This window comes from Nostoc sp. C057 (genome assembly GCF_013393925.1).
Classification (GTDB): domain Bacteria; phylum Cyanobacteriota; class Cyanobacteriia; order Cyanobacteriales; family Nostocaceae; genus Nostoc; species Nostoc muscorum_A.
Genome location: NZ_CP040281.1, coordinates 3,055,072 through 3,071,074 on the forward strand (window position 1 = coordinate 3,055,072; position 16,003 = coordinate 3,071,074).

The window sequence follows — 16,003 nt, forward strand, 5'->3', positions numbered from 1 at the left end:
GTAGCACTGCTACGTCTCTACAAGGGTTCTGGATAACGCATATTTAATTTCTGGATATGTCTAATATTTTTCATAACCGCCGAATCGCAATTTCTAACCCTTCACAGACACCACTAAGAAAATCTAAATCTAAAGTAGCGATCGCATCACTAGGTTTGTGATAATGGGGATTTCGCAAAAATGCCGTATCTGTCACCATCATTGCCGGATAACCCAAATCCCAAAAAGGTGCATGATCGCTAAGTCTGGTTTGGGGAACTATTAAACCTCGATTCGGCACAGGTAGCCATTGACTAGCTACGCCAGCTTTGCGAATATTACGGCTCATACCAATTAAGTCAGGCAATGTCCGCAAATTGCCAATTAAAGCAATAAAATCACCTGTATCAGGATAGAAGCGTTCCAGAGGAGGGGGATAACTTTGAGAACCAGGCGTAGAATCCTTATAGCCCAGCATTTCTAGGGAGATCATTAAGCGTAGCTGTTGCTTTTGTTGGTGCAACAAGGCTGCATAATCAGCGCTACCTAGTAAGCCGTATTCTTCCATATCGAAAGCAACCAGCCTTAAAGGATATCTTATAGCTTGGGTAGCAAACTTTCTCGCCAATTCCAGCAAAACTGCCACACCTGTGGCATTATCATCAGCCGCAGGTGTTCCCGGAACGCCATCATAATGAGCGCCAATTAAAATCGGTGGCAAATCTTTTTTTTGCCCTCTAGCTTGGGAGGGTAAATTTAATATCAAGTTCTTACAAGCTTTACCCCTGACTTCAAAGGTGTGGATTTCCACACTCCCCCATTGGGAAAATTCCTGGCGGATGTATTCTTGGACGAAAAAATGTCCAGCTGTTGCCATGTAAGGATCGCGTTCTCGCGCGATCGCACTCAGGGAAGTTTGTAATCGCTTTGTTAAATTCAAATGTTTAAAATAGCGGTAATATTAAGGTTTTCAGGCACTCAAAGAAGCAGAAATTTCTTATTAAGGTGCATTTAGCAACTTACAGATTCAGTGCATAGAAGTAACCGGATAACAAGAATTGAGGCTGCTTGGACACAGCAATCATCGTCAATGCTATCCTAGTCTTGCAACTATCTCCTCTAGCTGTACTTCTTAGCTCACTGCCTTAATGATGACTATTATACCATTGAGGTGTTTTCATCCCATAGCACAAAGCTAGAGGTAGTTCCGCCCAATCATAATAAATACATAAGACACTTTAGGAGAAGAGTAACGCATGGGCAAGGTAGTCGGCATCGACTTGGGTACAACCAACTCAGTAGTCGCCGTTATGGAGGGTGGCAAGCCGGTGGTGATTGCCAATGCAGAAGGAATGCGAACAACCCCCTCCGTAGTTGGCTTTAGCAAAGAAGGCGAAAGGGTAGTTGGGCAAATGGCACGCCGCCAAACCGTCCTCAATCCCCAAAATACCTTTTTTGCAGTGAAACGCTTCATTGGGCGTAAATATGCCGAACTTAGTCCAGATTCTAAGCGTGTACCCTACACCATCCGCAAAGATGAAGTAGGTAATATTAAAATTGCTTGTCCCCGTCTCAATAAAGATTTCGCCCCAGAAGAGATTTCGGCAATGGTGCTGAAGAAATTGGCAGACGATGCTAGTCGCTATTTGGGTGAACCAGTCACAGGGGCAGTGATTACAGTCCCCGCTTATTTTAACGATTCTCAACGGCAAGCAACCCGCGATGCTGGCAGAATTGCCGGTTTAGAGGTGTTGCGGATTCTCAATGAACCAACTGCTGCATCTTTAGCTTATGGATTAGATCGGGGTGACACGGAAACTATCTTAGTCTTCGACTTGGGTGGCGGTACTTTTGACGTGTCGATTTTAGAAGTGGGCGATGGGATATTTGAAGTCAAAGCTACCAGTGGAGATACGCAACTTGGTGGTAATGACTTTGACAAAGTAATCGTAGATTGGTTAGCAGAGCAATTTCTGGAAACTGAAGAAATAGACTTAAGACGCGATCGCCAAGCTTTGCAACGTCTGATGGAAGCTGCGGAAAAAGCCAAAATTGAGCTTTCTGCTGTCAGCGTTACTGATATTAACTTACCCTTCATCACCGCTACGGAAGATGGCCCCAAACATCTAGAAACTCGTTTAACTCGTTCCCAGTTTGAAGGTTTGTGTGGTGATTTGGTAGGGCGATTGCGGACACCAGTGAAACGCGCCCTCAAAGATGCCGGACTTTCACCTAGAGACATTGAAGAAGTTGTCTTAGTTGGTGGTTCTACACGGATGCCAATGGTGAAACAGCTAGTGCGGGACTTGATTGGTACAGAACCTAACGAAAACGTTAATCCCGATGAAGTAGTGGGAGTGGGTGCAGCAATTCAAGCCGGAATTCTTGCAGGCGAACTCAAAGATGTGCTGCTTTTGGATGTCACACCCCTTTCTTTGGGATTGGAAACCATCGGCGGCGTGATGAAAAAACTCATTCCCCGCAACACTACCATTCCAGTCCGCCGTTCTGACATTTTTTCCACGTCTGAAAATAACCAAAATACTGTGGAAATTCACGTAGTTCAGGGCGAACGAGAAATGGCAGGAAACAATAAGTCTTTAGGACGTTTCAAGCTGTATGGTATCCCGCCAGCGCCACGAGGAATTCCCCAAGTTCAGGTGTCATTTGATATCGATGCTAATGGTATTTTACAGGTAACAGCCTTAGATAGAACCACTGGGCGAGAGCAGAGTATCACCGTTCAAGGCGCTTCCACTTTGAACGAGTCAGAAGTGAATCGGATGATTCAAGATGCACAGAAATACGCCGATGTCGATCGCGAACGTAAAGAAAGGGTAGAAAAGCGGACTCGTTCTGAGGCGCTGATTTTCCAAGCAGAACGGCAACTTAGAGAAGTTGCACTTGAATTTGGTATGCAGTTTGCCCGTAGCCGTCGCCAAAGAATTGATAATATTTGCCGAGACTTAAAAGAGAGTCTGAAGGAAAATAGCGATCGCGGTATCGATCAAGCCTACGCCGATTTGCAAGATGCTCTCTATGAGCTAAATCGGGAAGTCCGTCAGACTTATGCTGAAGATGAAGATGACGATTTGTTAGGTACTATCCGTGACATTTTTACTGGCGGTGATAAGGATAAAGAACGCGAATTTCCTAGAGATACATATCGGGAACGCGATTCATTTGGTAAGGACTATGGCAGAGATTACGGTAAAGACTATGGCCGAGACTATGGCCGAGATAATAATAGCCGAGACAGCCGTTCTTCCTCTTATGAAAGCCGTCCTCCACGCAAATCTCGTCCCAGCTACCAAGATAACTGGGATGATGAAGATGACAATGATTGGTTGTAGTACTTTTAATAAAAGTTAGGAGTTAGGAGTGAGAAGTTTAAAATTAAATCTTTCAACTCCTAACTCATAATTCATAATTCATAACTACTAAGTAATTTAAAATTTAAATAACTGAACTATGCAAAATTTGCCGAATTTCCGCGATTACTATGAGATTTTAGGAGTATCTAAAGACGCTTCTGGTGAGGAAATTAAAAAGGTTTATCGGCGGTTAGCAAGACAATACCACCCCGATCTTAATCCGGGTAACAAAGAATCTGAGGAGAAATTTAAGGATATCGGCGAGGCTTATGAAGTCCTTTCAGACTCAGCCAAGCGATCGCAATACGACCAGTTTAGCCGCTACTGGAAGCAAAAAGGCTTTGCAGGCAACAAACAAACGCCAAAGGCTAAAACTTGGCAAAGTGGCGCTAGCGATCGCAACGGTAATCAGGAAGTAGATCCAAGCCAATTCTCCGACTTTGAAAGCTTTATTAATCAAGTTATCGGTGTCAAAAATAAGAGTGGGACCAGTAAGTCTAGTAGTAATGGCAATACTAGCGATCCGTTTCGTTCCCCCAGAACAAAAGTTGCCTATACAGTTAACACTCCACCTCGGACAACGCGTCGAGATATAGAAGCCAGATTAACGCTACCACTGGAAAAAGCTTATCAAGGTGGTAATGAACGTATTCGTTTAGAAGATGGGCGATCGCTAGAAGTTAATATGCCACTAGGGATGGTAACAGGTCAAACCATCCGTTTGCGAAACCAAGGTGTTGGTGGTGGCGATCTATACTTAAAAATTACCGTTGAGCCTCATCCATTATTTAAGCTAGAAGGTTTAAATATTCTTTGCCAAGTACCAGTTACTCCCAGCGAAGCAGTTTTAGGAGGACAGGTAGAAGCACCAACTTTGGATGGCCCAGTGAAAATGACCATTCCTCCAGGAGTTAGGTCTGGTCAAAAATTCCGACTAGGGAATAAAGGCTACCCCGGCGATGACGGTAAACGTGGCGATCAATTAGTAGAAATTCAAATAGTTACACCGAAAAATATCAATCAAGAAGAACAGGAATTGTACGAAAAGTTACGGCAAATTGAAACTTTTAAACCCCGTGCTGATTTACTTTAAGTTATTTAGGGCAAGATATTTCCATATATCCTCAATATCTTGCGCTGCTTGAGTAGAAATACGAAATCGACTCATACAGAATCGCTGTTAGCCAAATTTTGCTGTCCTAGTGCTTTAATATTTGCAAAAAAAGCTGGAAGTGACTCGTCGTTATATTCAGTATACTGTCCACTATCGAGTTGCTTAATTAACCTTTTCCCCAAACCCAATGCCGAGTTAAGAATGGTTAACCGAGCAGTATTGAGACCTGCTGTGTCTTCTGCAATTCACAAAGGATTTAAAATATAAAAAATATCTTTGAGCAAAGTGACTCAAACAGCCGTGAATCATAACGGGGCAATGCCACAAAGCAGTAAATCAACTTATTACTCCCTGCTAGGACTGCATCCCTCGGCATCAGTAATTGATATTCGTCGCGCTTATCGAGAACTGAGCAAACGCTATCATCCTGATACTACAGACTTGCCTACTGCGATCGCCACTTCCAAATTTCAGCAAATCAATGAAGCCTACGCCACCCTTAGCCATCCAGAACGGCGGTTAAGCTACGATTTAAAAATTGGCTATTCCCGATTTGGAGTGATTCAACCACCCCCTGACTTGAATCATCCCGTCTCGCGTTCTCATGACTGGTCAAAATCAGCTTACCTCGATCCTAGCGATCGCCCCTTATCATCTGGCGAAATTTTTGCTTTATTTATGCTGGTGTTAACATTTGTAGGTTGTTTGTTATTAGCAGTTGCCATTGGTTTAACTCGTGGTGATGCTGCTTTTCAAACCCGTTTGCTACAGTCAACTCCATCTGTACAACAGCAAATTAACCATATATCGCAACTAATTACCCTTATGGTAATTAAAAATTAAAAAATTTCCTAATCCAAAATCCCAAATTCCTATGCCTCTTCTTCCCTCAGATACGCCCCTATATAATCATCCCTTGCCACAAATTGAACAGTGGCTAAAAGACCAAGGCTGTAAACAAGACGAAACCCAGAGGCATTGCTGGCATGTGCAACGGCCTAGTTGGCAAGCTGAACTATGGCTCGACGTTGAGCAAATCGTAGTGCGATATGTCCAATCTGGGGAAAATGGACAAGATATCCAACGCTCGTTCAAATATTCTCTCAGTCGGGATGATGTAGAACAAGCTGTGTTTTCTGGGCCATAAGTGAAGTGCTGAGTTCAGTTCACGGTAAAAAGGTAGGGAAATTAAGCCGCAATCACGTTCAAAAAAGAATGAACACCCAGCAATCGGATGCCATAAGTTGCCATTACTGCCCTTAACTCATCATCAGCACGTAAATCATCATCCCCAGACACAATAATCTCTGCTTGACCATCAATAGCCGTAGCAAGTATAGCTAAATCTTTGGGATCTCGACAATTAGGTGGAACCGTTTCCAACTCAATCCATATTGCTCAGTACTGCAACTGCTGTTCAAGTTGAATAGCAATACTTGGATTAATCCGTTCTCTTAACCGGGGGCGATTCCAAACTAGATGCAGTTCTTCCATTAGGGGTTGACTCATCACCAACTGGAATTTGTCCTGCTTCCAATATGGGCAATGTAACTCGGCCTTTGAGCAAAATACGAATCCAAATGTTAGTGTCGATGACCACTCGAAACTTCATGTTTGGTGAGATTGCTGGCGCACAGCCTTAATTTCAGCCATGATATTTTCATCTGTAATATCATCAACCGGGGGTTGAGCATAAAGTTCTTGAATTAAAGCCCTCAAATCTGAACGTAAATCCACTAAAACCAACGCTCTGGCAAACCTCTGCCCGTTCCTCTGGTTGCAACTGTTGCACAGCCGTAATGAGTTGTTCCAGGGTGATAGGAATCGATACCATATCAATAGCCATCATTGAGTTTATTAAATTGTAGTGCGATCGCCAATCTTGTAGCTTCGCTAACGCATCTTAGCGACTTAATAAACGTAATATTTTAAACTTTACCAAACCGCCGCTCCCGTTGCTGGTAGGCACATAAGGCGCGGTGAAACTCCGCCCGGTCAAAATCGGGCCAGAGAGCATCAGTGATGTAAATTTCTCCATAAGCCATTTGCCAGAGCAGGAAATTTGAGAGGCGCATTTCTCCACTGGTACGAATTAACAAATCTGGGTCAGTAATTCCGGCTGTATACAAGTGGCTCTCAAACACCTGTTCATTAATTTCATCGGGTTGTAGCAGACCTTGCTGGACTTGTTTTGCGATCGCCTGACAAGCTTGTAAAATTTCCTGCCGTCCGCCATAATTAGTTGCCACTGAAAACCGGATACCGCGATTATCCTTGGTTTCTTCCATTGAACGGGATATTTCTTGCTGGAGCGATCGTGGCAGAGCCTGCAAATTTCCGACAAACTTAATTTGAACATTCTCTTCGACCATTTCCCGCAGTTCTTGGCGCAAAACTCTTTGAAACAGAGTCATCAAAAAATCCACTTCTTCCTGCGGTCTTTTCCAATTCTCCGTTGAAAAAGCATAAGCTGTCAGCGCCTGAATCCCCCAATCCTGACAACAACGGAGTAAATCCTTAAGAGCATCTACTCCTCGCTTATGACCCATAATTCGAGGTAGACCCTGACGTTTAGCCCATCGACCATTGCCATCCATAATCACCGCAACGTGCTGCGGCAATAGTTCTCGTTTTAAGTCAGTAGGCAAATCTTGCAGTTTAGTTTGTTGTGCTGTCATTTTTTATCTCGAGAAGCGGTCGATGGTAATCCGAGTAAACGTGAAACCAGTGCTAGTGTCTTCCCACCTATGCGACGAACAAAACTCAACAGACCAGGAGCAACAGCTTCCCTATCCACGGTTGGTGACAAAAGAGCCTCTAATGACTCTTTTAGTTTCTTAATCGTCAGTGGTCTATTTAGAGTTCCCCGTTCCGCTAAGGAAATGGAACCCGTTTCTTCAGATACAACGACACAAATGCAATTTTCGACCCGCTCAGTAATTCCCATTGCCGCCCGGTGGCGTGTTCCCAACTGGCGCGAGGCTGTGCGTCCCGAAAGTGGTAAAATTATACCCGATGATACGATCCGTGAGCCACGGATTAATGTCGCTCCATCGTGTAACAAAGTTTTCGGCTGAAAAATTGTCTGGATTAGTTCTTTAGAAACCTCCGCATTTAGCTTTACTCCTGGCACAGAAAAATCTCGCTCATCAATTGGACCTGTGGTTTCCACAATTAGTAAAGCTCCAATCCGGTTTTTTGACAATTCTTTAACAGCCTCAACAATTTCATCAATTACACTATCAGATTTGGGGATTGCCAGCCGATCGGGTTGAAACAACTGGCGGAATTCGCCACGCCCCAATTGCTCCAAAAATCGCCTAAACTCTGACTGTAAAGCAACTGCCATCGCTACAGCACAACCAATCACCAACTTTTCTAGTACAAAACTTAAAAGAGGTAGTCCTAATCTGCCACTTAGTGCCGAGGCTAGCATTAAGATAATGAATCCTCGCACCATCCACAGTGTTCGGCGCTCACTAATAATAACTAGTATCATGTAAGTCAGCGCCAGCACTAACACAATATCCAGAGTCCCAAGCAGCAAGGACTGTGACCACCCCAGGTTTATCAGCCATTGCTTCCACCAATCTCTCATGACATCTGGATTACACTTTTGCCTCTAATTACAGTTAGTCATTTGTCATCTGTTATTAAACCGCGTCTACTGTGAAAACCGTAGTTTTTTGTAATGAGGCTAAAGCTCAAAACTCAAGCCACGACAGAATAATATACTCTCTTCAAAAACTCTAGGTTTCAAAATAGACGGGGTTTAGCTCCTAGCTAATGACCCTTACGGGTGACGTTCGTGCCTCTCTACGAGACGCTGCGCGAACGCTAGCGCTGCGCTAACGCCAGTCACTGATGGGGGAAACCCCCTTGGCGCTAGCCTCTCCCTTTGGGAGAAGACCGTGCTGGCTCACCAATGACCAAGGACAAATGACTAAATTTTCAGCCTTTCTGGTAGGCTATCTTGTCGAATTAAGTCTTGATAAGTTTCACGTTGCAAAATTAAATTCGCTTCGCCATTCGCCACCACAACTGCTGCCGGTCGGGGCAAGCGGTTGTAGTTAGATGCCATACTGTAATTGTACGCACCAGTTCCCATAACTACGAGAATATCTCCTGGTTCAGTCTTTGGGAGTAGTGCATTTTTAATCAGAATATCTCCTGATTCACAATGTTTACCAGCAATTGTGACTGTTTGAGTTAAAGGAGAAGACATTTTATTGGCAACTACTGCCCGATAAACTGATTGGTAAGTAATCGGGCGAGGATTATCGGACATTCCCCCATCGATCGCTACGTAGGTACGAATTTCTGGAATAACTTTGGATGAACCAATAGTATAAGCAGTGATGCAAGCTGTGGCAATTAGCGATCGCCCTGGTTCACTCAGTAATTTCGGCAAAGGCAGATTTTCGACCGCACAGGCTTCTTGGACAACTTCACAAATTGCCTTCACCCACTCTTCAATGCTGGGAGGATCATCTGATTCTGTATACTTAATCCCTAAACCACCACCAACATTTAACTCTGTAATATTTAAACCATACTTTCCGGCATCTCGTAGCCATTGCACCATCACAGCAGCTAAATCTTGATGCGGTTGGCGCTCAAAAATTTGGGAACCAATATGAGCGTGTACCCCTACGCAGTCAAGGGTGGGTTGTTGACTGACAAAGGTAAATACTTCATCTAAATCGTTGGGATCAAAGCCAAATTTGCTATCTAAGTGTCCCGTGCGGATATATTCGTGAGTGTGGCATTCAATACCGGGAGTTAGCCGTAGCATGATACGTATAGGGAGAGGGGATGAGGTAACATTTTCTCCCCCTGCTCCCCTGCTCCCCTGCTCCCCTGCTATTTCCACAAGAGTACGCAACTCATACCAGTTATCCGCCACAATGGTGACACCAGACTCGATCGCTAAAATTAATTCTTCACGAGATTTATTATTTCCATGAAGGTAGATTTTCTCAGGACTAACACCTGCTTGCAAGGCGGTGTAAAGTTCGCCACCAGAAACTACATCGATTCCTAAACCTTCTGATGCGGCGATCGCACAAACTGCTAAACAATTCCAAGCTTTTGAGGCGTACAATACTTGAGATTCGCCCTTGTAGTACTGCTTGAAAGCATCTCGGTATTGCTGACAAGCTGAACGCAGGGTTTCTTCATCTAAAATATATAAAGGTGAACCAAATTGCTTAATTAGGGTTGTGACATCACATCCACCAATTTCTAGGGAGTCATGATTATGAACTCTAGCAGTTAGGGGTAAAAGTTCCTGATTAGGCGAGAGATTTGGGTTAGTGTCGCGCCTTTGAGGTAAATATTGACTTCCAGAATGTTGAACCCCAGTGGGGTGAGTCGATACCATAAATATAAAAGTTGTCCTTGTTCAAATTACGGGCTTTGAGTTCGTCTCCCGATTCCCAGTTTACAAAGGGTTTGTAATCTTATTCAATAAATGTGATCTCATTAGACTTAGAAATTAAATTACTGACACCAGATAATCTCAGTGCAATTCTGGAACTAGATCAAGCCTGTTTTGGCGGACTTTGGACAATGGAAGGCTACAAACGAGAATTGGATAGCCCCAACAGCGATTTACTCGGTTTATTTTCCCCATTCTCCAACGTTAGTTTGTTAGGAATGGGTTGCTTTTGGTCAATTTTAGAGGAAGCCCACATTACAATTTTGGCGGTTCATCCCCAATATCACCGTCAAGGTTTGGGTGCGGCTTTACTATATTCACTCCTTAAGACAGCTTGCGATCGCGGAATGGAGCGAGCTACCCTCGAAGTCCGAGCTTCCAACTTGGCGGCAATATCTTTATATCAAAAATTTGGCTTCAAAACAGCCGGACGGCGGCGGGGTTACTACCAAGATAACGGTGAGGATGCGCTAATCCTTTGGCTCCCCGATTTACAACACTCCAAATTTCAAACAACTTTAGACCAGTGGTATGCCACAATCAGCGATCGCCTTAGCAAATCCTCTTGGCATTTACTTTTTAAGTAGTTGGAATTAAAGGCTTGCGATCGCCTTCAGCAAAAAAAGCAACTTTGCTGCGCTTAATTAGATTTAAATATTCTATATATAATAAATATATTATAAGAATAACTTATGTTAACTTATTCTGCTTGATATTTCTAAGTGTATATGGTATATGTAGGTGTTTGGGATTAAGTGAAAAACTCTCAATATAAGCAGTCAGTTATTTGTAATAAATCTCAAAAAGTCCCAAAAACGCTGGTGAACTAAAGCTCCTCAGTACACTAGCCGAATAAAAGCAGTCAATAGTTAACAATTAGCCCATCAACTAAAGTCATAGCTTCAGGATGTCTATAATCTGTTATACAGGCATCCAAAAGCTTTGCCTGTGCTAAAATCAGCATACCGGCACGACCGCAGGTGATGGGAAAAATGCCATGTTTGAACGCTTCACAGAAAAAGCCATTAAGGTAATCATGCTGGCCCAAGAAGAGGCCCGCCGTTTAGGTCACAACTTTGTCGGAACCGAGCAGATCCTCCTGGGTCTGATTGGCGAAGGCACTGGAGTGGCTGCCAAGGTGCTGAAATCAATGGGCGTCAATCTTAAAGATGCCCGAATTGAAGTTGAAAAAATTATAGGACGGGGATCAGGCTTTGTTGCCGTGGAAATTCCGTTTACGCCACGGGCAAAGCGAGTTCTAGAACTCTCCTTGGAAGAAGCACGCCAACTGGGGCATAACTACATTGGCACCGAGCATCTGCTGTTGGGCCTAATCCGCGAAGGGGAAGGTGTCGCAGCCAGGGTGCTAGAAAACCTCGGTGTGGATCTATCTAAGGTAAGAACCCAAGTCATCCGCATGTTGGGAGAAACTGCCGAAGTTTCACCAGGCGGCTCATCCGGGCGCACAAAAACCCCAACTCTGGATGAATTTGGCTCAAACCTGACCCAGATGGCGATAGACAATAAGCTCGATCCAGTGGTGGGACGCGCCAAGGAAATTGAGCGGGTGATCCAGATATTGGGTCGCCGAACCAAAAATAACCCAGTGCTGATTGGGGAACCAGGGGTTGGTAAAACTGCGATCGCTGAAGGTTTAGCTTCACGCATTGCCACCAAAGATGTCCCTGACATCCTAGAAGATAAACGCGTCGTCACGTTGGATATTGGTTTGCTCGTAGCAGGAACCAAGTACCGGGGTGAATTTGAAGAACGCTTGAAAAAAATCATGGATGAAATCCGCTCTGCGGGTAATGTCATTCTCGTGATTGATGAGGTACACACCTTAATTGGTGCAGGTGCAGCCGAAGGTGCTATTGACGCAGCGAATATCCTCAAACCAGCTTTGGCCAGAGGTGAGTTGCAGTGCATCGGAGCTACAACCTTAGATGAATACCGGAAGCACATCGAGCGAGATGCAGCGCTAGAGCGGCGTTTCCAACCAGTGATGGTTGGTGAACCTACAGTTGATGAAACAATTGAAATTTTATATGGTCTGCGCGAACGCTACGAGCAACACCATAAACTGAAAATCTCCGACGAAGCATTAGTGGCGGCGGCGAAGTTATCAGACCGTTACATTAGCGATCGCTTCCTCCCAGATAAAGCCATCGACTTAGTTGATGAAGCTGGTTCTAGAGTGCGCTTGATTAACTCCCAACTGCCACCCGCAGCCAAAGAGTTAGACAAAGAACTGCGTCAGATATTAAAAGAGAAAGATGACGCGGTGCGCTCTCAAGACTTTGACAAAGCTGGAGAACTGCGCGATCGCGAAATGGAAATCAAAGCCGAAATCCGGGCGATCGCTCAAAGCAAGACCAATGCAACTGGCACAGAAGGTGAAGAACCTGTAGTTACAGAAGAAGACATTGCCCATATTGTCGCTTCTTGGACTGGAGTACCGGTGAACAAACTCACCGAATCTGAATCTGAAAAGCTGCTGCACATGGAAGATACCTTGCATCAGCGTTTAATTGGTCAAGATGAAGCTGTGAAAGCAGTTTCACGCGCAATCCGTCGCGCTCGTGTCGGTTTGAAGAATCCCAATCGACCCATAGCTAGCTTTGTCTTCTCTGGGCCTACTGGTGTGGGTAAAACCGAGTTGGCGAAATCCTTAGCTGCTTACTTCTTCGGTTCCGAAGAAGCGATGATCCGCTTAGATATGTCCGAATACATGGAGCGTCACACCGTCAGCAAGCTGATTGGTTCCCCTCCAGGTTATGTTGGCTATAACGAAGGTGGTCAGCTGACTGAAGCCGTGCGGCGGCGACCTTACACCGTGGTGTTGTTCGACGAAATCGAAAAAGCGCACCCCGATGTCTTCAACATGCTGTTGCAAATTTTGGAAGACGGTCGGTTAACTGATGCCAAAGGTCGCACGGTAGACTTCAAGAACACCTTGCTGATTTTAACTTCCAATATTGGTTCTAAGGTAATTGAAAAAGGCGGTAGCGGTATCGGCTTTGAATTCTCCGAAGATGCCAGCGAGTCAACTTACAACCGGATTCGCTCTTTAGTCAACGAAGAACTCAAGCAGTACTTCCGTCCAGAGTTCCTCAACCGACTCGATGAAATTATCGTCTTCCGTCAGTTGAACAAGCCGGAAGTGACCCAAATCGCCGAAATTATGCTCAAGGAAGTATTTGGTCGTCTGACGGAAAAGGGTATCACCTTAGAAGTCACAGACCGCTTCAAGGATCGTTTGATCCAAGAAGGTTACAGTCCCAGCTACGGCGCAAGGCCATTACGTCGGGCAATTATGCGCCTGTTAGAAGATAGCCTAGCAGAAGAAATTCTGTCTGGTCGTATCAAAGATGGCGATACAGCCCTTGTTGATGTGGATGAAAATGGCATTGTCCAAGTTAGTTCTCAACAACGTCGGGAATTGTTACCCCAAGGTGTTGAGTAAGATTTAGGGTTTGGGATTTAAGTCTCAAATAAAAAATTAGAAAACGGTAGAGCAATAAATACTCTACCGTTTTTTATTCACTAAATATTCATTAACTACTTCAAATTTGGATCTAGTAGCATTTGGTCTGCGGTAGTATATTGTTCACTATTATCGAGGGTGGATTGGTAACAATTGAAGAGTTTTAGCTTTCCTGATCCAGTTTTGATAGTTATTTAGAAGTTATGAAATTGAATTGGGAGATTTCTGTGGAAGAAGTGAGGCGATTAAAATTGCATTGGTGCTTAATTGTAAAAATTGCTTAATTCATCAGATAAAAACAGAAAATTTCTGTTATTTTACCTTTTTGAACAGTAAAATTTAAACCTCCAGGGCTGGGTTCTTCAACTATGTAATTTAAATTGGTAACTTTACCATATTGAGATATTTCAGTTTTTCCATAAGTTCTAATCACTTTTGATTGTCTATCACCTACTTTTAGTCCATCTATGGTCGAATATTTAGAACTAGTTGCTTTAATTTGATAAACAGTAAAGTTACCTGGTTTAGCACCTTCATCTAAATCAAGTGTGATGCCTGTATATTTAAGAGTACGAACTTTACCAATAGCAGGTATAAAACCATTTTCTACTTTTACAGGTTTACCTAAAATTTTTCTGACTTGTGCCTCGGACATAGAAAGTTTCACTCCACCTATTCCTAGACGTTCAATAGTTATTCCTGTTGATTGATTATTAGTATTCTGAGAAATTTGATAGTTAGTAGTGGTAGCAGTTACTTGATTATGAGTGTAGCTAATCAAGGGAATAACAAAAGTAGCGATACCTACGGTGGGCTGCGCCAACGCCAGCAAAATTACTCTTAACATAATTACATACTCGACTATGACTTTACCGTGTGTATCAGTTTTATCACATGCTTGCCGACGTGTCTTCTGAATCAGACCTAAAGTGCCTTTAAAATGGGAGAATATAAAGAATCATTGGGGGGAATCAATCGTCATGAGTGTGATAGTTGCTAAATGGACGATTGACGAATATCACTGCTGATTGACGCTGGCATTTTGAGCGATCGCAAAGTTGAACTACTTCAGGGGGAAATTGTCGAAATGTCGCAGGAAGGGAAATCCTATGCTTATAGTAGTGGTGAAGCTGGTGACTATCCAGCAAACTTATTGGCTGCTTAACTAAAACTTATCAAGACACTTTGACAAACAAATACACATCATCACGCTGATATTTCAAATTAAATTTTTGATTGTTTTTTAGTTGATTGACCAAGCTTGCAGCAAACTCCTGACTACTTGACCAGCCGGGATGACGAATATTCAGTAATACATAATTAAAAGCATTTAAATCAGCAGGTGGGGAATCGGCATTTGTATAGGTAATCAATTTTCGGTTGCTTAAATGCGGAGAAATTTGTGCTGTGGTGTAAACACTTTCTTTAGTTTGAATCTGAGCGATCGCTTCTTGTGTAGCTTGATAAGTATCTATAGACACTAAATACTTACCTCCAAAATGGGTAAATTTTGCCAGACTTAAAAACGCCACCAATGACCACAGGACAATCCCTCGTCTATTTTGTAGCCATCCCCTACCTGCGGCGAGAGTAGAAATTACAGCCAATAACAGGAATGGCATCGCTGGAATAGAGTACTGATGTACCAAGTCTTTTTGAGGTTGGTAATCAGCTAAAATATTAAGTGCCAAACAAGGAATAGCTCCTACCAAAGGTTTTATTCCTTGTGGGGAAAGCCCCCAAATCAAAGGTACTAGCAGCAAAACCAAATATCCCAGGTTATCCAGTGAAAAAACCTTTCCCAAGATCAGTCCTGGCTGAAACACTATATTTTTTGCAATCCCTAAAACTGAATTACCTAAATAGCTGTAACGTCCCACTGCTCCAGCTTCTGCACCGCTAAAAAAAGGAATAATCAACTGAGTAGCAATCAAAAACCAGGACACACCAGCACAAATAGCAATCGCGCCATATAAACGCCGCTTTTCAAACAAAATTAACCAAACTCCCATTGCTGCAACGGTGAGGGACAATACCGCCTTGCATCCTAAGACTGGGAAAATACTTAAACAAAACCACCCTAGCCGATCTAACCGTGCTGCTAAAACCGCCGCCAATAGTAGTGGTACAGCTATCACTTCTGGGTGAAAATCAAATAAATTGGCGTTAAACACCAACGGATACAGGAGATATACAAATGCGACCGCTATTGCTTGGTTTTCCTTCAATCCAGCTTGGCGAGCTAGATACCAAGTAGGTAAAGCGCCTAATGCCAAGGCAGCTGCCTGCACAGCAAATAACCAGTAAACACTGGGCTAGATTTTATACAGTAAAGCCAAGGGATAGAATATCCAAGCAGCATGATCGCCCAAAATATGAAAACCCATGAAAGAACTAATAGGCAGTTGCCCTTGACTAATTAAATAAACTGCTTGGTCAAAAATTCCCAAATCAAAAGCGGTTGATTGAAACAACTCGTGTCGTAAGCTGCTGCACCCAAACAAAATTAAGGCACTCACGCCAATTATCCAACCAAGAGAACCCAGCTGATTCAGTTTTTTTCTCATGCCATCAAAAAAGTATTCATCGTGAGTATTTTAGATACATAA

The 16,003-nt window shown here is 43.5% G+C and carries 13 protein-coding genes and 2 pseudogenes; 7 read left to right on the top strand and 8 right to left on the bottom strand.

The features are described from left to right. Nucleotides 1–70: 70 nt before the first annotated feature. Complete coding sequence (locus tag FD724_RS13260) at nt 71–856, bottom strand: M28 family peptidase (RefSeq protein WP_372726523.1); 786 nt, start codon at nt 854–856, stop codon at nt 71–73. A 379-nt stretch (nt 857–1,235) separates the two neighbouring features. On the opposite strand from FD724_RS13260, the gene dnaK reads away from it, so the two are divergent. From dnaK to FD724_RS13280, 4 genes are all read left to right on the top strand, one after another. Further along, complete coding sequence (gene dnaK, locus FD724_RS13265; RefSeq protein WP_179072959.1) at nt 1,236–3,332, top strand: molecular chaperone DnaK; 2,097 nt, start codon at nt 1,236–1,238, stop codon at nt 3,330–3,332. A 118-nt stretch (nt 3,333–3,450) separates the two neighbouring features. Then, nucleotides 3,451–4,446 (top strand): DnaJ C-terminal domain-containing protein, encoded by a 996-nt coding sequence (locus FD724_RS13270; RefSeq protein WP_179072960.1) that lies wholly within the window; start codon nt 3,451–3,453, stop codon nt 4,444–4,446. Between the two features lie 339 nt (nt 4,447–4,785). Continuing rightward, complete coding sequence (locus tag FD724_RS13275) at nt 4,786–5,310, top strand: J domain-containing protein (RefSeq protein ID WP_114083817.1); 525 nt, start codon at nt 4,786–4,788, stop codon at nt 5,308–5,310. 31 nt (nt 5,311–5,341) lie between these two features. Then, nucleotides 5,342–5,614 (top strand): DUF3143 domain-containing protein, encoded by a 273-nt coding sequence (locus tag FD724_RS13280; protein ID WP_012412225.1) that lies wholly within the window; start codon nt 5,342–5,344, stop codon nt 5,612–5,614. Nucleotides 5,615–5,655: 41 nt separating this feature from the next. Here FD724_RS13280 and FD724_RS40330 read toward each other — a convergent pair whose 3' ends face one another. The 5 genes from FD724_RS40330 to lysA form a co-directional block, all read right to left on the bottom strand. Continuing rightward, complete coding sequence (locus tag FD724_RS40330) at nt 5,656–5,850, bottom strand: putative toxin-antitoxin system toxin component, PIN family (protein WP_256874550.1); 195 nt, start codon at nt 5,848–5,850, stop codon at nt 5,656–5,658. Nucleotides 5,851–6,075: 225 nt separating this feature from the next. Next, nucleotides 6,076–6,204 carry a hypothetical protein gene (locus FD724_RS40820; RefSeq protein ID WP_256874551.1) on the bottom strand — a complete coding sequence of 43 codons (129 nt, stop codon included), beginning with the start codon at nt 6,202–6,204 and terminating at the stop codon, nt 6,076–6,078. 191 nt (nt 6,205–6,395) lie between these two features. After that, a complete protein-coding gene (locus tag FD724_RS13295; RefSeq protein ID WP_012412222.1) occupies nt 6,396–7,145 on the bottom strand; it encodes an isoprenyl transferase in 750 nt (249 codons plus the stop codon). Next, nucleotides 7,142–8,065, bottom strand: coding sequence for a diadenylate cyclase CdaA (gene cdaA / locus FD724_RS13300; protein ID WP_114083815.1), 924 nt, complete (start codon nt 8,063–8,065; stop codon nt 7,142–7,144). Before cdaA ends, FD724_RS13295 begins: the two co-directional genes overlap by 4 nt. Before the next feature lie 345 nt (nt 8,066–8,410). After that, entirely contained in the window at nt 8,411–9,850 is a 1,440-nt protein-coding gene (gene lysA / locus FD724_RS13305; protein WP_179072961.1) for a diaminopimelate decarboxylase, read from the bottom strand. A gap of 92 nt (nt 9,851–9,942) precedes the next feature. On the opposite strand from lysA, the gene rimI reads away from it, so the two are divergent. Continuing rightward, nucleotides 9,943–10,494, top strand: a complete 552-nt coding sequence (rimI, locus tag FD724_RS13310; RefSeq protein ID WP_114083813.1) for a ribosomal protein S18-alanine N-acetyltransferase — start codon at nt 9,943–9,945, stop codon at nt 10,492–10,494. A gap of 410 nt (nt 10,495–10,904) precedes the next feature. Further along, the gene (locus FD724_RS13315) at nt 10,905–13,373 is read left to right on the top strand and encodes an ATP-dependent Clp protease ATP-binding subunit (RefSeq protein WP_069071487.1); all 2,469 of its coding nucleotides are present in this window, start codon (nt 10,905–10,907) and stop codon (nt 13,371–13,373) included. 301 nt (nt 13,374–13,674) lie between these two features. On the opposite strand, the gene FD724_RS13320 is transcribed toward FD724_RS13315, so the two are convergent. Beyond that, nucleotides 13,675–14,241: a hypothetical protein gene (locus FD724_RS13320; protein ID WP_179072962.1), complete on the bottom strand. Its 567-nt coding sequence runs from the start codon at nt 14,239–14,241 to the stop codon at nt 13,675–13,677. Nucleotides 14,242–14,374: 133 nt separating this feature from the next. On the opposite strand from FD724_RS13320, the pseudogene FD724_RS13325 reads away from it, so the two are divergent. Beyond that, nucleotides 14,375–14,550 (top strand): annotated as a pseudogene (locus tag FD724_RS13325) (Uma2 family endonuclease); the annotation flags it as partial. Between the two features lie 19 nt (nt 14,551–14,569). Here the strand turns inward: FD724_RS13325 and FD724_RS13330 are convergent. Then, a pseudogene (locus FD724_RS13330) lies at nt 14,570–15,961 on the bottom strand (DUF2079 domain-containing protein). Nucleotides 15,962–16,003 lie beyond the last annotated feature (42 nt).